21 protein-coding genes and 1 riboswitch are annotated in these 19740 nt (G+C 37.3%); of the genes, 14 read left to right on the top strand and 7 right to left on the bottom strand.

Annotated elements, in window-relative coordinates:
- Positions 1 to 143 precede the first annotated feature (143 nt).
- Entirely contained in the window at positions 144 to 2399 is a 2256-nt protein-coding gene (locus I588_RS20415) for an ATP-binding cassette domain-containing protein (protein ID WP_010758994.1), read from the top strand.
- Between the two features lie 40 nt (positions 2400 to 2439).
- Here I588_RS20415 and I588_RS20410 read toward each other — a convergent pair whose 3' ends face one another.
- On the bottom strand, positions 2440 to 3378 hold the full coding sequence (locus I588_RS20410; RefSeq protein WP_010758995.1) for a helix-turn-helix domain-containing protein: 939 nt from the start codon (positions 3376 to 3378) through the stop codon (positions 2440 to 2442).
- A 125-nt stretch (positions 3379 to 3503) separates the two neighbouring features.
- Here I588_RS20410 and I588_RS20405 point away from each other — a divergent pair, with 125 nt between their 5' ends.
- The 4 genes from I588_RS20405 to I588_RS20385 all read left to right on the top strand — a co-directional run bounded on the left by I588_RS20405 (position 3504) and on the right by I588_RS20385 (position 7480).
- Positions 3504 to 4082: a TetR/AcrR family transcriptional regulator gene (locus I588_RS20405; RefSeq protein ID WP_010758996.1), complete on the top strand. Its 579-nt coding sequence runs from the start codon at positions 3504 to 3506 to the stop codon at positions 4080 to 4082.
- Between the two features lie 5 nt (positions 4083 to 4087).
- On the top strand, positions 4088 to 4591 hold the full coding sequence (locus I588_RS27740) for a TfoX/Sxy family DNA transformation protein (RefSeq protein WP_211219412.1): 504 nt from the start codon (positions 4088 to 4090) through the stop codon (positions 4589 to 4591).
- A gap of 82 nt (positions 4592 to 4673) precedes the next feature.
- Positions 4674 to 6671, top strand: a complete 1998-nt coding sequence (locus tag I588_RS20390) for a HelD family protein (RefSeq protein WP_010758998.1) — start codon at positions 4674 to 4676, stop codon at positions 6669 to 6671.
- A complete protein-coding gene (locus I588_RS20385) occupies positions 6668 to 7480 on the top strand; it encodes a helix-turn-helix transcriptional regulator (protein WP_010758999.1) in 813 nt (270 codons plus the stop codon). Before I588_RS20390 ends, I588_RS20385 begins: the two co-directional genes overlap by 4 nt.
- A gap of 29 nt (positions 7481 to 7509) precedes the next feature.
- On the opposite strand, the gene I588_RS20380 is transcribed toward I588_RS20385, so the two are convergent.
- Positions 7510 to 8940, bottom strand: a complete 1431-nt coding sequence (locus I588_RS20380) for a cryptochrome/photolyase family protein (RefSeq protein ID WP_010759000.1) — start codon at positions 8938 to 8940, stop codon at positions 7510 to 7512.
- A gap of 147 nt (positions 8941 to 9087) precedes the next feature.
- Here I588_RS20380 and I588_RS20375 point away from each other — a divergent pair, with 147 nt between their 5' ends.
- The 5 genes from I588_RS20375 (at position 9088) to I588_RS20355 (ending at position 13257) form a co-directional block, all read left to right on the top strand.
- Positions 9088 to 9798, top strand: a complete 711-nt coding sequence (locus I588_RS20375; protein WP_010759001.1) for a DUF2087 domain-containing protein — start codon at positions 9088 to 9090, stop codon at positions 9796 to 9798.
- Between the two features lie 16 nt (positions 9799 to 9814).
- Positions 9815 to 10246 carry a VOC family protein gene (locus I588_RS20370; protein WP_010759002.1) on the top strand — a complete coding sequence of 144 codons (432 nt, stop codon included), beginning with the start codon at positions 9815 to 9817 and terminating at the stop codon, positions 10244 to 10246.
- A gap of 337 nt (positions 10247 to 10583) precedes the next feature.
- Positions 10584 to 11216, top strand: coding sequence for a pentapeptide repeat-containing protein (locus I588_RS20365; RefSeq protein ID WP_010759003.1), 633 nt, complete (start codon positions 10584 to 10586; stop codon positions 11214 to 11216).
- Positions 11217 to 11336: 120 nt separating this feature from the next.
- Positions 11337 to 11909 (top strand): RNA polymerase sigma factor, encoded by a 573-nt coding sequence (locus tag I588_RS20360; RefSeq protein ID WP_010759004.1) that lies wholly within the window; start codon positions 11337 to 11339, stop codon positions 11907 to 11909.
- Complete coding sequence (locus I588_RS20355; protein ID WP_010759005.1) at positions 11902 to 13257, top strand: hypothetical protein; 1356 nt, start codon at positions 11902 to 11904, stop codon at positions 13255 to 13257. The genes I588_RS20360 and I588_RS20355 overlap by 8 nt, the downstream gene beginning before the upstream one ends.
- Before the next feature lie 707 nt (positions 13258 to 13964).
- Here I588_RS20355 and I588_RS20350 read toward each other — a convergent pair.
- The 4 genes from I588_RS20350 to I588_RS20335 form a co-directional block, all read right to left on the bottom strand.
- The gene (locus I588_RS20350) at positions 13965 to 14465 is read right to left on the bottom strand and encodes a hypothetical protein (RefSeq protein ID WP_010759006.1); all 501 of its coding nucleotides are present in this window, start codon (positions 14463 to 14465) and stop codon (positions 13965 to 13967) included.
- A gap of 25 nt (positions 14466 to 14490) precedes the next feature.
- Positions 14491 to 14856: a DUF6483 family protein gene (locus tag I588_RS20345; RefSeq protein WP_010759007.1), complete on the bottom strand. Its 366-nt coding sequence runs from the start codon at positions 14854 to 14856 to the stop codon at positions 14491 to 14493.
- Between the two features lie 243 nt (positions 14857 to 15099).
- A complete protein-coding gene (locus I588_RS20340; protein ID WP_010759008.1) occupies positions 15100 to 15678 on the bottom strand; it encodes a GrpB family protein in 579 nt (192 codons plus the stop codon).
- Complete coding sequence (locus tag I588_RS20335; protein WP_139244016.1) at positions 15566 to 16189, bottom strand: EMC3/TMCO1 family protein; 624 nt, start codon at positions 16187 to 16189, stop codon at positions 15566 to 15568. The genes I588_RS20340 and I588_RS20335 overlap by 113 nt, the downstream gene beginning before the upstream one ends.
- Positions 16190 to 16354: 165 nt before the next feature.
- Positions 16355 to 16471, top strand: a riboswitch (FMN riboswitch).
- A 112-nt stretch (positions 16472 to 16583) separates the two neighbouring features.
- Between I588_RS20335 and I588_RS20330 the strand changes: the two genes are divergently transcribed.
- A complete protein-coding gene (locus I588_RS20330) occupies positions 16584 to 17183 on the top strand; it encodes an ECF transporter S component (protein ID WP_010759009.1) in 600 nt (199 codons plus the stop codon).
- Positions 17183 to 17638 (top strand): pyridoxamine 5'-phosphate oxidase family protein, encoded by a 456-nt coding sequence (locus I588_RS20325; protein ID WP_010759010.1) that lies wholly within the window; start codon positions 17183 to 17185, stop codon positions 17636 to 17638. The genes I588_RS20330 and I588_RS20325 overlap by 1 nt, the downstream gene beginning before the upstream one ends.
- A gap of 37 nt (positions 17639 to 17675) precedes the next feature.
- Here I588_RS20325 and I588_RS20320 read toward each other — a convergent pair whose 3' ends face one another.
- Entirely contained in the window at positions 17676 to 18299 is a 624-nt protein-coding gene (locus I588_RS20320; protein WP_010759011.1) for an NAD(P)H-binding protein, read from the bottom strand.
- Between the two features lie 153 nt (positions 18300 to 18452).
- On the opposite strand from I588_RS20320, the gene I588_RS20315 reads away from it, so the two are divergent.
- Together I588_RS20315 and I588_RS20310 are read left to right on the top strand one after the other, a co-directional pair.
- Complete coding sequence (locus I588_RS20315; protein WP_010759012.1) at positions 18453 to 19238, top strand: bifunctional hydroxymethylpyrimidine kinase/phosphomethylpyrimidine kinase; 786 nt, start codon at positions 18453 to 18455, stop codon at positions 19236 to 19238.
- Positions 19235 to 19729 carry an ECF transporter S component gene (locus I588_RS20310; protein WP_010759013.1) on the top strand — a complete coding sequence of 165 codons (495 nt, stop codon included), beginning with the start codon at positions 19235 to 19237 and terminating at the stop codon, positions 19727 to 19729. The genes I588_RS20315 and I588_RS20310 overlap by 4 nt, the downstream gene beginning before the upstream one ends.
- The last annotated feature ends 11 nt before the right edge of the window (positions 19730 to 19740 follow it).

Below are 19740 nucleotides of genomic sequence, written 5' to 3'. Positions count from 1 at the left end.
CTAAAATGCGTCAAACTAAATAGAAAGTTTGTGACGATTACTTAATAAATACCCGCGAAAATTAGTTTCTTTGCGTTCTTTGCTAGGATGTCCTAGACTATATATGACCCATTTATCATAGCAAAGAACAAGGAGGTTCAATCATGGAACAGCAATGGATTACGATCAAGAATGCAAGACAAAATAATCTAAAGAATGTTTCGACTGCGATACCCAAAAAACAATTAACGGTTGTCACTGGATTATCAGGTTCAGGAAAATCATCCTTAGTATTTGATACCTTGGCAGCAGAGTCACGACGGGAATTAAATGAAACCTTTCCGAGCTTTTTACAGCAATATTTACCTAAATATGGCCGGCCGGAAGTTGCGTCGATTGAACAGCTGCCAGTGGGAATTGTGATTGACCAAAAAAAACTGTCAGCAAATGCCCGCTCAACCGTAGGAACTTACACAGATATTTACACTTTTCTGCGGCTGCTCTTTTCACGCGTGGGGGAACCTTTTATTGGGTATTCCGATACCTTTTCATTTAATCATCCTGAGGGAAAATGTCCACAATGTGATGGTTTAGGTACGACGACTACTATTGATATTCATAAATTGGTAGATTTTAATCAATCCCTTAATCAGGATGCTATCGACTTTCCGACCTTTCACCATGGCTTTTGGCGTTGGAGGAGATATGCTGACAGCGGGCTGTTCGATTTAGATAAAAAAATTAAAGATTATTCACCAGAAGAACTGGAGCTATTTTTGTACTCACCGCAAGTTAAGCTAAAGAATCCTCCTAAAGAATGGCCTCATACCGCTTTATTCGAAGGTCTGATTCCGCGAATGCAGCGCAGTATATTAAATAAAGATGAAGGGAAAAGACATCAAAAGCAATTAAACCGTTTTGTAACAGTGGAAACCTGTCCAGCTTGTCATGGTACACGAGTAAATGATCGGGTAAGGACTTGTTTAATTGATGGAAAGAATATTTCTGATCTAGTCTTAATGTCTTTGGATGAGTTAGCGGAGTTTGTTCAGAAAATTGATGCTCCTTTAGCGGTAGATATTCAACGAGAATTACAAAAACGACTGGTTGCTTTGTTAGATATTGGGTTAAGCTACTTAACCTTAGCTCGCTCAACAGGAACATTGTCTGGTGGGGAAGCACAGCGAATAAAAATTTCCAAATATATTAATAGCTCCTTAACGGATATTATGTATGTGTTGGACGAACCAAGTGCTGGATTACACCCGAAAGACATCGATCGTTTCAAACAAGCTTTAACTATGTTAAGAGATAAAGGAAATACCGTTATCCTAGTTGAACATCATCCTCAGCTTATTGAAGCTGCTGATTATATTATCGATATGGGTCCTGGTGCTGGTGAAGCGGGTGGTGAAATTCAATTTGCCGGCAGTTATCAGGATTTTCTTAAAAGCGGAACGATTACCAGCCAGCTCTTGCAAAGCCGATTTCCTGTAAAGAAACAAGTACGAAAACCCACTGGCACTATAACGCTAAAAGATACAACAATCCATAATTTAAAGAATGTTTCAGTCGAAGTGCCATTGGGAGTGCTAACGGTGCTATGCGGTGTAGCTGGTTCGGGCAAGAGCTCCTTAGGCGAAGCAGTACGTCAAACCGCACTGGAACAAGGACGTGATATTGTTGCAATTTCACAGAAAAATATTGGAATTAATTTACGTTCGACTCCCTTAACCTATTTAAATGTTTTTAATGACATCCGCCAGCTGTTCGCTAAAGCAAATAATATCTCAGCTGCCTATTTTAGTTATAACTCAAAAGGGGCTTGCCCACGTTGTCACGGAAAAGGAGTTATTGTGACAGATATGTCCTTTATGGAAGACATTGTAACGGTTTGTGAGGTTTGTCATGGAGAGCGATATGCACCAGAAATTTTAACTTATCAGTATCGTGAAAAAAATATTGTGGATGTTTTGCATTTTACGGTTACTGAAGCGTATCACTTTTTTGAAAAAGAAAAATTTAATAACCAATTAAAGGCCTTAGTAGATGTAGGTTTAGGCTATTTGCGCTTGAATCAATCCTTGACTACCTTATCTGGTGGCGAGCTGCAGCGCTTAAAATTGGCTGGGCAATTGCACAAGAAAGGTTCTATTTACTTATTAGATGAGCCAACAGATGGCTTACATTTGGCTGATATCCAGGAGCTGCTCCACTTATTCAATCAAATGGTAGATCAAGGAAATAGTTTAATTTTATTGGAGCACCACTTAGCTATTATGAAACAAGCCGATTGGTTAATTGAAGTAGGACCAGAGGGAGGAGCTAAGGGAGGAAAAATTATGTTCAGCGGTACACCGCAGGAATTGCTGGACAGTAACGATTCAATTACCAAACCTTATTTAAAAGCTTCCCTATAAAATAAAAAAGAAACCTGTCGCGCAGTGTGGCAGGTTTCTTTTATGCAATGGGTAAGGGTGCTACCCATATTTCTATAACTGCGATTGCTTCTTGGGGAGCTGACAAATATTTTTCAATAGAATAAGGTTTAGTAATCAATTGTTTGCTCGGCAACCAGGTTCCCAATAAATAGTTAAGAGCTTTAGCAAGAGCAGCGTTTTTCATCTCAACTGTGTTGGCTACTTCAAACCGGCATACAATATACTCTCCTGGAGTAATTGTCCATGTTTCCCAATTTGTATGGCTTGGTTGAGTAACCTTTCCGCCAGCAAAATAATCAAAGGTCTCTGTTGGTTCTAGAGCAAGTGGATCAAGTGCTGGATCCTGTAAAAAAGAAGCCCCTAATTCAATGTTTCCCACAAAATACGTTGCAAATTCTTTTTTCATCAGGTGAAATTGTTCCCAAACAGCATCCGCTTGATTAATACCAGTAGTCCCGCCAATTGGAATATTGTTGGCAATAATCAGTTGACCAATAATCCCTTGATAATACTCTGGCTCAGTCATTCTACGGTACTCGATATTCAGTACCATATCTTCAGCAATATAAGAATCATTTTCTGCTAAGACGGTTTGTGTCATTGTCAAATCAGGCTGAAGCATTTGATTCAAAGCAGGTTGTTCAATCCGGTAGTTCTCAGGTGTCATTCCATATGCTGCTTTAAAGACTTTCGTATAATAAGCATGACTATTGAACCCCACAGCTAAAGCAATTTCAAGGATTCTTTTCTGAGTAGTAACGAGTAAGTGGCAAGAAAGCGCCAGACGCCGGAGCTTTACATATTCCATGACTGGCCGTCCGACTAATCTTTTAAACAAACGCTGGAAATAAAACGGTGAGAGATGTGCCACTGCAGCTAATTCTGTTAAGGCTAGCTCTTGATCAAGATGTTCCTCGATATAATCAATGGTCTGTTGGATACTTTCCCAGGTTTTCATAATAGACTCTCTTTCTGATAGGTATCATCATCATACCATTTATTGAAAAAGTCGAAAACAGTAATTGACAGAACTAAGTCTAATAAATAGAATGAGTGTATACTCAGTTAAAGGAGGCTAAAAGGATGAAAGAAACCTTGCGGGATAAGAAGAAACGGCAAACAAGAACGCGTCTGATTGATTCAGCTAGTCGTTTATTTGCTGAAGAAGGATTTCAAATTCCCACCAGTAAAATTGCTCAAGCTGCTGGTGTAGCCCACGGATCACTATTTTTACATTTTCCTACTCGAGAAGATTTGATTGATGCAGTTATTGATACCTTCTTCAAAAAAATGAATACTCGTATCCATCAGGTTGTTGCTGATAGTGGAACTATCGAGGAATTTTTAGCACAGCATTTGGCTTTATTACAAAAGAAGGAAGCATTTTATACTCAAATAATTTCTAATATGTCGCTTTTACCTAAAATCACCCAAGAAAAACTGTTCGCTCACCAATCAACTTTATCGGCTCATTTACTACTTTTATTAGAGCAAGAAGATCATCTTCCCACTGTACCGCCGCATTTACTTTTTAATACCTGGCTTGGAATAATTCATTACTATTTACAAAACAAAGCAATGTTTGCACCGAATTGCTCAGTGATTCAGCGTTATCAGGAAGAATGGATTGAAGGATATTTACACTTAATTCGGAAAGGTTGATGAAAATGAAACAATGTATTGCCTGTGGAATGCCGATGGAAAGACCGGAGGATCATGCACAAGGAGATATCAATAAAAGCTATTGTCTCTATTGTGCAGCACCGGATGGTCGGATGCAAACCTACGAAGAAAAACGAAAAGATTTGATCGAGTTTGTTATTCGAACCCAAGGAATTGATGAAGGGGCAGCAGTTGGCGTTGTCGAGACCATGATGAAGGATTTACCAGCTTGGAGAGAAGGTGCAACAATGACAGATTTACAACATTTACCTAATGTTGGGAAGGTATTAGCTGAACATTTAAATGCAATCGGTATCAAATCTTATGAGGATTTAATTAATATGGGCACCGAGTCAGTTTTTTTAAAGATTCGGATTCAGCGAGATGCCGGAGCCTGTTTGAATATGCTTTATGGTATTGAAGGAGCAATTCAAGGAATACCTAAAAAACAATTAGCCGCCGAACGAAAAAAACAGCTAGTAGATTTTTATCAAAATTTGGAGCATTAAAAGATCGCATGATTGGACAAAACTGATGCTGATTCTTCCTTTATAATGAATGATTGATGTGACTAAAAGGAGTGACTGGATCATGAATAGAATTGAAAAGGAAGAACAGCAGAATTGGCAGCAAATTAAACAACAGATGTTGTCACAGCAAAGATTTTGGACGGATTCATTAACATCAGCCTCTAAGGAATTACAGCAATTTCAAGCATATCTCGTTAATTATAAAGGAGAGATTGATCCTCATGAGATGTTTGCCAATATTTGTTTGCAGGAACAACAGGTAGCAGCTGGTTCTATCACGTTTCATCAATTAGAAAAACTGCAAAAGCAATTAATTAATCCATATTTTACTCGGGTAGATTTTCTTTTTGATGGCGAAGTGGAAACAGAGCCTATATATATTGGTCGCTTTTCCTTTTCTAATGAGCAGAATCAACTATTAATTTATGATTGGCGAGCTCCGATAGCCAGTCTTTTCTATGACTTTGATTTTGGTTCAGCCAATTATGAAGCGCCAAACGGTTCGGTAAGTGGAGCAATCACCGGAAAAAGACAAATAAAATTTAAAAACGGCAAGCTTGACTACGTATTGGATACTCAAACAACCATTTTTGATGACATTTTGCAAAAAGAGTTGAGTACGCAACAAAGTGGACGAATGTCTACTATCATCGGTACTATTCAAAAAGAGCAGAATCAAATTATCCGATCTAAGAACCACAGGGATTTAATTGTTCATGGCGTAGCAGGGTCTGGAAAAACGTCAATCGCCTTGCATCGCATTGCTTTTCTTTTATATCAGGAGCGAGAACGACTTTCTTCGGAACAAATTACAATTGTTTCTCCCAATCGAGTTTTTGGCACTTATATTTCTGAAGTACTGCCAGAACTTGGGGAGGAGCCAGTGAATGAATGGAGTATTGATTTGCTGATGGAACAGGTGACTCAACAAACTGCAGTGATCTCTCGGTTAGAGGAAATGGAACAAGCAATAGCAGGGAAGCTGCCTGAAAGAGTCGATTATCTAGCTTTGACAAACAGCTTTAAAGAATTGAAAGACTTTTTGACTGAGGTTGAGCAATGTATTTTTCAGACAGAATCATTAGAAATTGCCGGTTATGAATTTTCTCCTACTTATTTAAATAGACGTTTTCTAGCCTACCATCGTCAACCAATTATTGTTCGGCTTGAGCTAATTGCCAATGATATAATAGAAGATATAAAGAGTAAGCCATTCCGACCAAAACGAGTGCCTACAAAAGGACAGCTTAATAAGAAATTGATGAAATTACTGGCTTATCGTTCTAGCAATGCTCTTTATGATGCCTTTCTAATCAAACAAGGGATTCAACCAACGAAAAGGTTTAGCTTTTCTGATCTATTTCCATTGGCTTATATTCACTCTTTTTTTGATAAGAAACTAGTTTTTAAGGAGAATAAGTATGTCGTTATTGATGAAATTCAAGATTATACGTATTTGCAGCTGCAGGTAATTCAGGAGTTATTCCCCTGTCAAAAATTGTTAGTTGGTGATTACAGTCAGCAATTAACAGTCGCGAATTCTATGAATCTTGAGCAACTTCAAAAGGTTTTCTCAAAGGCTGACTTAGTACAACTTAACAAAAGTTATCGTTCCACCTATGAAATTATGACTTTTGCTAAGCGTTTAATCTTTGATCAGCAGATTGAACCAGTTGTTCGTCACGGAACTACTCCAGAAGTGCTGCAAGTTAAATACGACGAAGCAGTCGACACGATTCAAAGAAAAATGTTCTCATTAAAAGCTTGTTTTAAAACAATTGCTTTAATTACAAAAAACAGACAGCAGGCACAAAAATGGTATGAGGAATTGAAAAACTTGTTTGCAGTTACTTTGCTGCTAGACAACAATCAAACACTGGAAAAGACGGGAACTTATCTATGTGGTGTTAGTACAGCCAAGGGATTAGAATTTGATGCAGTAATGATCTTAGATAGTCAATCGGAGAACTTTTCAGGCCAAGCTGGACGACAACAATTGTTTGTTGCGGCCACACGCGCAATCCATCATTTAGTATTAATAGAAAGAGGTGCCTCTTGAGTAAGCTGGTTACAATTATTGAACAGTATGTTGATGAGCATCTAAATCAACCTATTTCTTTAGATAAGTTAGCTCAACAGCTGCATTATTCAAAATATCATTTGCAGCATGAGTTTTCAGCGGCAACTAATTGGAGGCTTTATGACTATATTAAAAAGCGGCGATTACACGAAGCCGCTTTAAGTTTATTAAACAATGATCAACCGATTATGAATGTAGCGTTAGCAAGTGGTTATCAAAATCAGCAGTCCTTTAGCAAAGCCTTTAGAGAAATTTACAAGGTCAGTCCCAGCCAGTTTCGTCAGCAAAAAAGACCCTTTGGATTGGTAGGTGCAACCAAGCGAATACTTTATCGTTCCCCTCATCAAAGTATTATTCGTTTAGCACAAATGGAAGACCTCCATCAATTAGCTATCTATATGGAACATATTCAATGGGCGTTTCCTTATTATGAAGAGCATAGTTTTTATTACACTGTTAAACAGCGGCTGCAAAAAAAGCATGTATGGATAGCTACCTCTGAAGATGTAGTTATCGGTTTATTGATTTATGACCAGTCTAATAATCGAATAGATGGTTTATCCTCCTTACCGTTTTTATGGAACCAGGAGATTGAAGTACGGCTATTACGCGAACTATTTAAATTGAAAAGTTTAGATCGAGAAACTCTGTCGACAACTACCTTTAGAGAAAAAGACAAACTGGATATTGGGGAAAGACAGCGGCTAATTGCCAGCGGTTTTAGACCATACAAAAAAATAGTCGAAATGGGTTATCCAACTGAATTAATGCTGTATAAAAGCCGCTGAACTCCAGTTAGGAATTCAGCGGCTTGCGCTTAGTCTTTATCAAAACCTGGAGCTTCTTTAGCAAATTCTCGACTGCCTTCATAAGCAGATAGCGCTTTGCGACGTGCTTCTTTATGATTAACCATAGGCGCCGGATAGTCTTCACCTAAAAAAACACCATAGTCTGACTGCTGTTCGTCAGACATTTTTTCCGGCTGATGAATCAGTTTATCTGGCAAATTCTTTAATTCTGGAACGTATTTGCGAATAAATTCCCCCGAAGGATCAAATCTTTCCGACTGAATGGTTGGATTAAAGATACGAAAATAAGGTACAGCATCCGTTCCGGTAGAAGCAGCCCATTGCCAGCCACCAATATTACTTGCAGGATCATAGTCAATCAAACTTTTTTGGAAGTATTTTTCTCCCTTTCGCCAATCAATCAGCAAGTCCTTCGTCAGAAAAGAAGCCACAATCATTCTTAAACGGTTGTGCATCCAACCTGTTTGATTTAACTGACGCATGGCCGCATCAACAATCGGATAACCGGTTTGTCCTTGCTGCCATTTCTTAAGAGAATCGGCATCGTCATTCCATTGAACAAACTGAAAATTTGCTTGAATTGGCTGCTGCTTTTGTTTGGGATTAGCAGCATAAATCATATTATAAAAGTCACGCCAGCATAGCTCTTTTTCAAAGGTTCGCTTTCCTTCACTATCTTCAGTTTCCTGCAGTTTTTGCCAAACCGTTCGAATCGAAAGTTCTCCAGTTCGTAAATAAGGGGAGAGGCGACTCGTTCGATCTTGTGCAGGAATATCCCGCGCTTTCGTATAATCCATGACATCTTCTAAAATAAAATGCTCTAATTGCTCTTTCGCAGCGCTTGTTCCCAATTTATAAAGAGGTTCGTCTGGGAGAGCCTCGCATAATTCAGCAAATTTTTCCTCATCTTCTGGAAACAATGGATCTTTTAATACCTTTTCAGCTTTTAAATTCACTTTTATAGGTGTTGGTTTAGACAATTGCTTCCATTGATTATAGTAAGGGGTAAATACTTTGTAGGAATCACCACTTTGATTTCTAATTTCTTTAGCGCCATGTAGGTGATGGTCTAAATAATCATGTACGATAATCTTATTTTCTTTAAAAAACGCGCGCATCTTATGGTCACGCTCTGCGCCAAAGCCACGCTCATCATAATTAAAATAAATCCGATCCCAGTCTTTCAAAGTCTTCTTAAGTTTATTAAAGCTTTCTGCTAGATCACCATATAAAATTTGCAAATGCAGCTGTTTATTTACCGATAGCTGAAAATGAGCAACACTAGCAAAAAAAGCTTGATGATTTGTGCTATCTTTTAAAAACTGCTGGGGATTCACTTGAAAAAGCAAGACAACCTCATCCGAATCTTCGAAAGCATGATACAACGCAGTGTTATCCTCTAAACGTAAATCGCGACGAAACCACATTACAGAAGTCATCTGATCACCTCTTTCTTTTCTTTAGTATGACATACAATCTAAAATCGCGATAAACAAATGCTTATCCACCGATATGTTTATCTATTTGTAAACAAAATAATAATATGTTAGTCTATAGATAGATGAATTAGAATGGAGCCAGGAATAATGGATGAAACTATCGAGGATTACCAAAACGGTTATCGTTATCAAGCCGGAATATTCAGTTGTTTATATTGCAAGCAGCAATACGAGGAGGGGTACATCTATCCGATTGATGATAAACAAGCAGTAGCACAACGAGCTATGATTCATCATTTAAATACTGAGCATGCTGGAGCATTAGGCTCGTTAATCGCTCAACGCAAAGAAATCAGCGGACTAAGTGAGATTCAACAAGAGATTTTAGAGCTTTTCGCTCGTAAGCTAAGCGATTCAGTAATCGCGCAACGAATGGGCATTTCGACTTCTACGGTCAGAAATCATCGTTTTAAATTACGGGAAAAAGAAAAGCAAGCCAAAGTTTTTCTTAGTATTATGAGCTTGCTTAACGAAGAGCCGTTTATCCCGCCTCATCGGGGAGCACGAATGATTGATGAACGTTACCACATTACTCCAGAAGAACGCAATAAGGTCTTGGCTACTTATTTTACCGAAGAAGGCCGTTTAACGTCGTTACCTAGTAAGGAAAAACGCAAGGTGATCGTCTTAACAAAAATTGTCGAACGATTCGATACAAGTAAAAATTATTCAGAAGCAGCGGTGAATGAAATATTGCAGCTGGTTAACGAGGACTTTGTCACTTTAAGACGCTATTTAATTGAATATGGTTTTATGAATCGAACCAAGGATGGCCAAAGTTATTGGGTAGTTGATTAAGAAAGGGGAGTTGGCGATGACCTATCGTTTTCATCATTTACATATTACAGTTGAAGACATAGCAGTATCTGAAAGGTTTTATGATCAACTGTTTACAATTCTTGGATGGGATATTACTCACAAATACAAAGGTGATTTACCGCATATGGACATGTCAGTGGTTGAGTATATGCATGAAGATTTGGATTTCGCAATTTGCTCTCCGAAAACGGAGTTGAAAAATCAGCACATCGATGTGAGAACACCAAAAGCTATTCAACATTTTGCTTTCGCTGCTGAATCAAAACAAGCAATTGATGATTTTTATGAAGAGCTCAGCCAGCTTGACGTAACAATATTGCATAATGAAGCGCGCTATTATGACAAAATTGCTCCCAATTATTACGCTGTCTTTTTCGAAGATCCTAATGGCATTCGTTTAGAAGTTTTCTATTATGAAGAAGGCTAATGAAAGGAGTAAGCAGTCCTAGTGTGTTAGATGAATGTTAGGCAAATAATTGAAGGCGACTTGTTTGCGACAATTTATACTGAAGTAAATCACGAAATAGTTAGTCAGAAAGATACTGCTAATGCATTGATTATATAGAAAAAGATTTTAGCGAATAACTGGAACTGATATACTAATCACGAGCATGTAAAAAAATTGAGTGAAGCTAAAACGGCAACTGGAGAAGTCGGATTTTGAATGAAAGTGTTCAAGCACTAACAAAGGATCGTTCTATCAAACCTCCTGACACTTGTTCTAGCAGCTCAGGTTCACTCAGATTAATAAAAGGAGAGCTTGCATGAAAAAGAACCGACCGGCACACCCTATTTTACCTAACCATTTTACAAATGATTTCTATTTAGAAGATGAAGCTACCTTTGAAGGAATCGATATTAATGAAATGGACTACAGCTATTTGACTGCCCGAAACTTGATGATTCGTGGTTCAAAGCTAAAGAAGATTACTATGCAACGTACTCGGTTAGAGCGTGTTGAATGCAACAACGTCATCTTTGAAAAATGTGACTTGTCTAATCTTGACTGGATTGGAGGCAGCTTCCATCAAGTAGTCTTTGATCAATGTAAGCTGACGGGAACCAATTTCGCTGAAAGTTATTTGAGAGATTGTCGCTTCAGCAATTGCATTGCCAATTTTGCTTCATTTAGTGGGACTAATCTAAAAAATGTTCAGTTTGATCATTGTCAGCTAAACGATAGTGAGTTTTTCGAGATTACTTGGAAGCATTTGTTTATTGAACATAATGAGTTAACTAACAGCAACTGGATGAATGTCAGAATGACTGGCTTAGATTTTTCTAGCAACGAATTTGAACGAATCATGCTCTCGCAGGATCGATTGAAGGATTTAATTGTCAATCAAGAACAGGCGTTGATCATTGCAGCCGGATTAGGGATCAAAATTGTTGACTAGCCATCTCATCTTATTCAAAAAAACGTTCCTAAAACATTTTTGTTTAGTGAGCGTTTTTTTCATGCTGTCTGAGGAATTTCACATATTTCGGTTGTATTGTTAGTGAAAGGGAGGGTAGCTATGACAGATGAGGAAGTGAAAACTAAATTACTTGCTGGCGATGAACAGTTTTTTGATCAGCTTATTGATCAATACAGCAAATTGTTATGGGCGGTGGCAGCAACCATATTAACTGTTAAAAATTCCAATCAGCAAATGGATATAGAAGAAGTGATTAGTGATGTATTTTTACGTCTTTGGCAGCAGCCAGAAAAATACAAACCTAAAAAAGGCAGTTTAAAAAGTTATCTAGTTATTATGACAAAGAGTTTAGCCCTCAACAAATTGAAAGGAAAAAGCCGGCATCAGCACGAAGATATTGGTGAAGTTAACGAACTCTATTTATCAGAAACAGCACAAAAGGACGAAGATATTGCGTGGCAGGATTTGTATGATGCAGTGATGAAGCTGGAAGAACCGACCCGTAGAATTTTAATTATGCGCTTTTTTTATGAAATGAAGCCTAGCGAGATTCAAAAGCAGTTAGGTTTATCCAGCAAAGAAGTAGACAATCGCTTGTATCGAGGAAAGAAAAAACTGCATGAATTTCTGGAATATCAAGATTTCATTAACGAGGTGAATAGTTGTGAATAAGAAAAAACATCCTTTCGAATACTTAACTGATGAACAGCTGGATCTATTTTTAGAGTATTCAGAACTACCATTAACAGAAAAAAATACCGAAACTATCAAAAAACAATTTCATACTAAAAAACTAGCAAAACCAACAAAAAAACTTTCTTATAGAAAAATGGCGATAATTGCTGTGGCAGCTGCTAGTATCCTATTGTTGACGGCCTTTACATTCCGTGATGAATTGCGCCTGATTTACCAAAAACATTTCGGGTCTGAAATTGAGGTGCTGCTGGCTAACTCAGACCGATTGGATCAAGAAGTGGAGGATCAAGGAATCCGTTTGAAAGCAGTTGGTTCTTTTAAAGACGGAAATACGACTTATTTTGTTGCACAGCTGACCGATTTGACTGGCGATCGACTAGCTGAAGATACTCAAATTGAAAGCTGGAGAATGCTCAACGGAGGAAACAGCCGTGTTGTTGACTACGATAACACAACTAAAACCGCTACACTTATTACTCAAGCAGTTGAATGGGAGAAGAAAATAAAGCCCGGTTATGTATTAGAAAGTTTTACTAGCCATAGAAAAGATTTTCAAGAAACTTATTCTGTTCCCTGGCAGGAAATTCCTCTGTCTAATAAATGGGAGAATCGTTCTGCCACTGAAGGTTATGGTGGAGGTGCAGACCCAAAAGAATTAGAACGTTTATCCTTAGACTTTGAAAAACTATCAAAAACTTATCTAACACCTTCAAAAGATCCTTTAAAACTAGGAAAATATGCAGAAATAACTGCGATAGGTGTCAAAGATGGGTTGCTGCATTTACAAATAAAAGAAATCAATACAGTCGGTTCAGCAACCTTTATTAACTTAAAAAATCGAAATACAGGAAATACCCTAAAAGAAATCGCTTCCTATAGCGTTGATGCAGGAACTCATAGCAATGAAACTGGACGTTCTGATTATTACGAACGTATATTCGAAATAAGTGAAAAAGAATTGGCTGACTATGATTTATATGTTGAAGGATTTGTATCAGATACGTATCAAAAAGGAAACTGGCCAATTCAGCTGCAGGAACCAAAAGAACTGCCGGCAAAGAATTTACCAAATCAGACTGTAACTGTTAACGAACAAAAAATTCAATTAAAAAATATTCGATTATCACCAATTTCCATTAGTTTTGAACATACGGGATCATTAAACGGTGCACCAATTGAAATTGTGTTAAAGGATGGTACAACCAAGAAACTAACTGTAGAATATCAGGAAAAAGACGATTCCTATGAATGGCAATTTGGTTTGATTAATGTAGATACTTTGGAAGCTGTTAAGATTAATGATCAGCAGTTGAAGTTAGACTAAGAGAAGAATCTAAAGAGCTTATTTTACTTAAAAGCTCTTTAGATTTTTTGAAAATCATCATAATTTGGTAGCTTTAGAGAATATAACGATGCGAATGCTGATGATACAGGGATTTTGCTAAGGATACGTAAGTTTGTACAAATTTTTATTTTAGTTTACATAATATACATTAAACAAAGTTATATAAGAGATTTTGGTGTTTAGATATCTATGGACGAATCATCAAAAACTCATTATTCATGATTTCTATTCAATTTCATAGTTTTATATCATCAGTCTTTTTACTGTAACTTTGTCCAAAAAAACTACTTTTATCGAGAATCTTTTGCCTATTTGTTTTATCGACTTCAATTCGAATTTCTTATAACTTTTTTATCAGCCATGATTAGTTGTTAAACAGAACGTAAAACAAACTGCATTGAAACTTAAAAGCAATCATAACTTTGAGTAAATCACTAATGCAGGAAATTTTACTATCAATTAGCCGGATAAACTAAAATTTTCATTATGATTGTGAAAGAAATCACTTTAGGTTACTATTGAACGATTAAATGTCTTTTAGTCAATTCAGTATCCACCCTTATTACTGAATGATTCTGGTTTCATTACCTAGTTACGTAATCTAAAAGATTAGTTTAAACAGAGGCTTCCCTCTTCCCTTAGACATTTAACTTTTTTACTAAAAAAAACAGCCTAGACAATTTGTCTTAGGCTATCAATCTAATCTCCATATGAACAATGTGTTCTAGCTTTAATGGGAACACAACCTCTTGTTCTGCTTCACATTTGTTAAAGGCTAAAGGGTGTTCATACTTATTGGCCCAATTTTTTATTCCTGCTAAGTCAATCCCTATTTCAGGAAATTCGGCCTTCCCTTCAATAAACAATATTTCTTTCCCTTTTTCAAGCCAAGAATACTCAGCGAACTTTTTTTGCTTAGTCCAAGAAACAAAGGAAGCTGACTCTACTATACCAAAAGGATGCTCAGGTTCAAATTGGTGATGAACTCGATAAAGAGGTCCTGAATACTGAGCCATTCGAGCAAAATCCGCTTCATAGTCCATTGGAGCTTCGCACCCTTCGATTCGCTGAATCTCAAGGATTAAGTCTTGCCAAAGTTGATCATAATAAGCTAACTGTTTGCTGTTTCTTTTTTGGGCTGCAGAATGTTCCAGCCATTGCATGATATCTGTTGCTAAATCTGACATACTTCCACCACACTTATTAAATTTATCAGTTATCTCGCTGACTCAAAAGTCGTTGGATTTCATCTTGTCCTTGACGAATTTCCTCTACCGAGAAATTCGCTTGAAGGAGTTCAGTTTCAGAGATGTTTGCCAGCTTTCGATAAAACCAGGAAGAAATGGATGTAATTTGATGACTTGTTAAAAGATGAAGATGGGCAAAAAATACATCCTCAGCTTCGCAAATATTTCTTAATAAAACATTTTCATGCATATATTGCGTTAAGGAAACCGACCGCTTCTCACCAGTTAGCGAATCTTCCACTTCAATTAACGGGTCATTATTGGTTTGTTTTATCGTCGGCAATTGTTTAGGTACAATTTGCAATTGACGCATTAACCAATCCTCTTGCATCGTTCTTCCTCCTTCTTTTTTAATTCTAACACCCTATTTCTCATTCTCCTAACAATAACCATACAACAAAAAGACTCCTCTTGTTAGACGAGTCTAAAGAAAAAGCTGATCTATCTCATCAGTCAGCCATAATCCGATTTTTAGTCTTAGCAAAAGTATCAAAAGGATTTTCTACTTTGCAGCCAGTTTCTAATTCTTTTGATACTACCTAATGATCTTTCTGTTTAAGCAGTCGACCGCTATTTATGTTTGATTATTATATTTTACTCCATAAAGCTTTTTGGCTTTTGTAGTAACCTGCTTGATAAAAGCTCCTTTCTCATCAGTATATCGATTTCGATCATTCCGATACGCAACAGCTAGAGCTTCTTTTAATTGTTCATATTCGTGAGCTGTATCTGGGAATTGGTTTAAATAATCACGAAAATATAATTCATCATTGTCTCCAACATAACGTAGATGGATATGATAAACCTTTTCAGCGAATCCTTGTGGTGTATAGCCGAGATTTAAAGAAATTCGTTTTTCCGTTGTTGACATGATAAGACAATCTTGTTGCTCTAACCTACTTGCTACGGATTGAAGATTAGTATTAGGTGCCAGCTCTACCAAAACATCTACAATGTTCTTGGCTTTTATCTCTTTTATCGCTGTGCTGCCAATGTGAGAAATCCTTAGAAGGTTTTCTTCTGGAATCCAATCCTTCAGCTTACTTTCGATTTCTTGATAATAAGTTTGCCACTCGGCTTTTGAGCTGCTCAATTCGATGGGAAACAGCTGCCAAAGTTCCTCCAGACTCATCTCTGTAAGCTTCTTCTTCATCTTGTTTCACCTCTTCAGGTTTCAATTTATGCAAAGCCAATAGCAATTCCGGTTTTTGGTAATACATGGCTCTTTCCAAATGTTGAATTCTACGTAATTTATCAATGACTTCTTGATTGTTTCGCATCAGGGCCTCTGCCTTTTGGTTTTGCAGCTCTTCAGTTTTTTTCTGATTAATCGCAGCAGCTATCCATAAATTGGATACCAGCAAGATGAAGACCACCACGTAAAATAATTCGGTACGTTCCCCTTTAGAAGTTGCTACGAGTACAAAAGGCACAACAAAAATTAAGGCAAAACTAATCCATTGATAAATCGTTAACGCCTTAAGCTTTTCTGGTTTTTCTTCAAAAGTGACAGTTGTATCGGCGTAAATGGATAAAAACAAGGCCTCAAGCTCCTCGTACTGGCGATGTGTTTTCTGCCAACGATATTCTGCCTGATCCTTGGTTAGTCCTTTTTGTTTTATGTAATAGTTGATTGCTTTTGATTTCTTTATGATGGTATTCACCACATTTCATAGATAAAATAGTTTTCTGCTTCAATGTTACTTCGTCTAGTTTATCATATCTCTGCCTACTTTTTTTAGTCTTTAATGAGAAAAAGTCGATAGATTGCTAAGAAAAAAATTAAAAAACGCTTGCAATTTCAGATTTGATATGTGAAAATAGACACAATAGTTCTTCAGGGCAGGGTTAAATTCCCGACCGGCGGTGATAGTCCGCGAGCCTTTTTAGGTTGACTCAGTGCAATTCTGAGACCGACAGTACAGTCTGGATGGAAGAAGAAAAATAGGCGTGTTTAGTGACCTTTCCTTGGTCTATTTGAGCACCTTTTTTCTACTTTGCTGTGCCTTGCGAATTTGTTGTAAGGTTCTTTTTTATGTTTAAGAAAGGTGTGACAAGATGAAATTCACTGCAAGAAAACTCGTATTAACTGCTATTTTAGGTGCTATTGCTTATTTACTCATGATGTTCAAATTCCCATTGCCCTTCATGCCGCCATTTATGGACTTTGATCTGGCAGGTGTTCCAGAGCTGATTGGAACGTTTCTGTTAGGGCCGGTCTCTGGCTTAATGATTGTCTTGATTAAACTATTAATCAAGTTAGCTACAGTAGGAACCTCTTCTATGTTCACAGGGGAAATTCAGAATTTTCTTTTAAGCGCCAGTTTCATTTTACCATCATGGTTCTTTTATCAACGGTCTAACACTAAGCAGCAAGCATTTTTGGGGATGCTGGCAGGAACAATTTCTGCGATCGTAGTAGCTTGTCTATCAAATATCTACTTCATTATTCCTTTTTACGCAACACTTTACGGTTTATCAATGGACGCCATTATCGCAATGACTCAAGCGGTAAACCCGTTTGTAGATAGTGTTGGGAAATTAGTAATTATCGGTATCGTTCCCTTTAATTTAATAAAATTTGGGGTATGCTCCAGTATCGTCTATCTATCAATGGATCGCTTGCGAGCAATTTTCTTAAGACGGGAGTTTAGCTGATGGAATTTCAAACAGCTTTAGAACAATTTTATAAGAAGCTTGGCAAGAAAAAAATTATGGCCTTAGCTACTAGTTTGAATGATCATGTTACTGTAAGGAATGTTAGTGTGATTATTCATGAAGGTCGTCTACTCTTCAAAACAGATAAAAATTTTCGAAAAACAAAACAATTGATCGAAAATCCTAATGTAGCGATTTGTTATTGGGGAGTACAAATTGAAGGGAAAGCTGTAAATCATGGTTTAGTAGCTGAAGAACCTGGACAAGTTTTCCATCAGTTATACCAAAAATATTGGGAGAAAAGCTACAACGCCTACCCTCACAAGGACACCGAAATTCTAATTGAAATTCTCCCTCGTTTCGTCGAGATTTGGGATCAAGATGAGCAGGAGAAAGGATTTCAATTACTCATAGACTTTGATCAACAACAAGCAGAAATTCAATATTATGATTAGAAAAATGCAGCACACTCAATCTGTGTGCTGCATTTTTTTAGATAGCCGCAAGTGCTTCGTCAATTGGCGTATCACCATCACCCATCAGAATAACTTTTTGATAAGTATTTGGACGTTCCAAAACTTCCGATAGAACAGTTGCGACATTCTCGATGGAGTTTTCACTGCGTTTTTCAATGGTCGTAGTAATTTTTCCACTACCTTTTTCTTCTTTTAAGGAACCAGGTTGAATAATTGTATAATCTAAATCAGTATTATTGATTAACCAAGAATCAGAAAAATATTTAGCTATATTGTATTCCAAAATACTGTCGCTCCAGTTTTCTGGAACTAAAGCAAACAATGAACTTAATTGAATGTATCGTCCAATTCCTTCTTGTTCGGCTGCTTGCATTAATTTTACTGAGCCATATAAATCTGTTTGCAGCAAATCCTTACCTCGTGAGCCTGCCACAAAATAAACAGCTTCTGCATCACCTAAAGTTTTTGCCAAATCAGCTACATCTTCATGTAAATCTAAATGAACTGGTTTTACTTGATCACTTTCAGGAATTTCATTTTCTCTTCTTGCTCCAGCATAAACAAAGTGACCCTTTTCTACTAAGCGATCAATTAACTGTTGCGCAACTCTGCCAGTTGCTCCGGCAACAAATACTTTCATTTGCGATTCCTCCTTCTTTTTCTCAATCCTAACCGATTCCGCTAATTCTCACAAATGATTACACTTCTTAAATTGGATGAGTAACAAAACAACCAATTGGCTGTTTTGTTTTTTATAACAATGTTTATAATAAGAAAACATAAGGAGGTTGTTATGACAAAAACTATCTTAACCATAGCAGGATCAGATACATTGGGCGGCGGTGGTCTGCAAGCAGACTTAAAAACCTTTGAACAGTATCGATTATTTGGTCTAACAGCCATTACATGTATAGCTATTGTTGAAAACGAAGAATTTATTATCCAAGATCTTTCACCAGAACTTTTGGATCAGCAGCTGCAAACTATTCAATCAGGAGTGGATTTGGACGGCATTAAAATTGGACTAATCCATCACCCAGATTCAATTCCAGTAATCAAACAATTTTTACAGAAGCAAAATGTACCAATCGTTCTGGATCCGGTATTGGCTTTCAAAGAAACAACCGAGGTTTATCAGAAACGTTATCGGGATTTGTTGATGCAGGAATTATTTCCATTAGCTACTATTGTCACGCCCAATTTGAAAGAAGCCGAATTATTAAGCGATCTGGTTATTACTGACGAGACCTCAATGCAACAGGCTGCAAAAATTATTCAGCAGCAGGGCAATACTACAGTGGTAATTAAGGGTGGACAACGTTTAGCTGGAAAAACAGCGCTGGATCTTTATTATGATGGCCATCAGTTTAAACAATTCAGTAAACCAAAGCTGACCGCGAAAACGATTAATGGCGCAGGCTGTAGTTTCGCTTCGGCAATTGCTTCCAACTTAGTGCTAGGACAATCGCCAGTTGAAGCTATTCACCGGAGTAAAAAATTTGTTTATCAGGCCATTCAACATGGGGTTGTGCTGAAAAATGGCGATGGAAATGTTTGGTTTAAGGAGGATAAGAAATGAAAGTAAAAACATTAACTACATTAGCAATGATGGTAGCCTTAACAGTCACACTCTCAATCATGTTTATTATTCCGGTTCCAGCAACAAAGGGCTTTGTAACTCTCTGTGAAGCAGGTATATATACCTCAGCCTTATTGTTTGGTCCTGCTGGCGGATTAGCTGTGGGAGCTTTAAGTGGCGGCTTGATTGATTTAATTTCTGGTTATCCTGAATGGGCCTTTTTTTCAATAGTCATTCATGGCCTGCAAGGATTTATTTTAGGAGCAATCTATCAAAAGGTTTCCTCTCGTGGTGGAATGATTTTGGGCTTTTCACTGGCTAGTTTATTTATGATTGTTGGGTACGCATTTGCTACCGCATTGCTTTACAGTTGGCCAGCAGGTTTTGCTTCATTGCCAACTAATTTGGTTCAAAATCTTTTCGGTATTGCTGTTACGCTTCCACTTTACCAAGCATTGCACCGCATCGTTCATCGATTACAATTTAAATAGAAGGAAGTTTT

It is taken from the genome of Enterococcus pallens ATCC BAA-351, assembly GCF_000407485.1.
Classification (GTDB): Bacteria; Bacillota; Bacilli; order Lactobacillales; family Enterococcaceae; genus Enterococcus_A; species Enterococcus_A pallens.
The sequence above is the reverse complement of the archived record's forward strand: the minus strand, read 5'-3'. Positions and strand labels throughout refer to the sequence as shown.

Coding starts and splice junctions, on each gene's coding strand:
- I588_RS20320 (WP_010759011.1), bottom strand. CDS start 18,299: ATGAAAGTATTTGTTGCCGGAGCAACTGGCAGAGTTGCGCAACAGTTA.
- I588_RS20405 (WP_010758996.1), top strand. CDS start 3,504: ATGAAAGAAACCTTGCGGGATAAGAAGAAACGGCAAACAAGAACGCGT.
- I588_RS20315 (WP_010759012.1), top strand. CDS start 18,453: ATGACAAAAACTATCTTAACCATAGCAGGATCAGATACATTGGGCGGC.
- I588_RS20415 (WP_010758994.1), top strand. CDS start 144: ATGGAACAGCAATGGATTACGATCAAGAATGCAAGACAAAATAATCTA.
- I588_RS20380 (WP_010759000.1), bottom strand. CDS start 8,940: ATGACTTCTGTAATGTGGTTTCGTCGCGATTTACGTTTAGAGGATAAC.
- I588_RS20330 (WP_010759009.1), top strand. CDS start 16,584: ATGAAATTCACTGCAAGAAAACTCGTATTAACTGCTATTTTAGGTGCT.
- I588_RS20360 (WP_010759004.1), top strand. CDS start 11,337: ATGACAGATGAGGAAGTGAAAACTAAATTACTTGCTGGCGATGAACAG.
- I588_RS20390 (WP_010758998.1), top strand. CDS start 4,674: ATGAATAGAATTGAAAAGGAAGAACAGCAGAATTGGCAGCAAATTAAA.
- I588_RS20375 (WP_010759001.1), top strand. CDS start 9,088: ATGGATGAAACTATCGAGGATTACCAAAACGGTTATCGTTATCAAGCC.
- I588_RS20310 (WP_010759013.1), top strand. CDS start 19,235: ATGAAAGTAAAAACATTAACTACATTAGCAATGATGGTAGCCTTAACA.
- I588_RS20350 (WP_010759006.1), bottom strand. CDS start 14,465: ATGTCAGATTTAGCAACAGATATCATGCAATGGCTGGAACATTCTGCA.
- I588_RS20325 (WP_010759010.1), top strand. CDS start 17,183: ATGGAATTTCAAACAGCTTTAGAACAATTTTATAAGAAGCTTGGCAAG.
- I588_RS20370 (WP_010759002.1), top strand. CDS start 9,815: ATGACCTATCGTTTTCATCATTTACATATTACAGTTGAAGACATAGCA.
- I588_RS27740 (WP_211219412.1), top strand. CDS start 4,088: ATGAAACAATGTATTGCCTGTGGAATGCCGATGGAAAGACCGGAGGAT.
- I588_RS20365 (WP_010759003.1), top strand. CDS start 10,584: ATGAAAAAGAACCGACCGGCACACCCTATTTTACCTAACCATTTTACA.
- I588_RS20410 (WP_010758995.1), bottom strand. CDS start 3,378: ATGAAAACCTGGGAAAGTATCCAACAGACCATTGATTATATCGAGGAA.
- I588_RS20340 (WP_010759008.1), bottom strand. CDS start 15,678: ATGAAGAAGAAGCTTACAGAGATGAGTCTGGAGGAACTTTGGCAGCTG.
- I588_RS20345 (WP_010759007.1), bottom strand. CDS start 14,856: ATGCAAGAGGATTGGTTAATGCGTCAATTGCAAATTGTACCTAAACAA.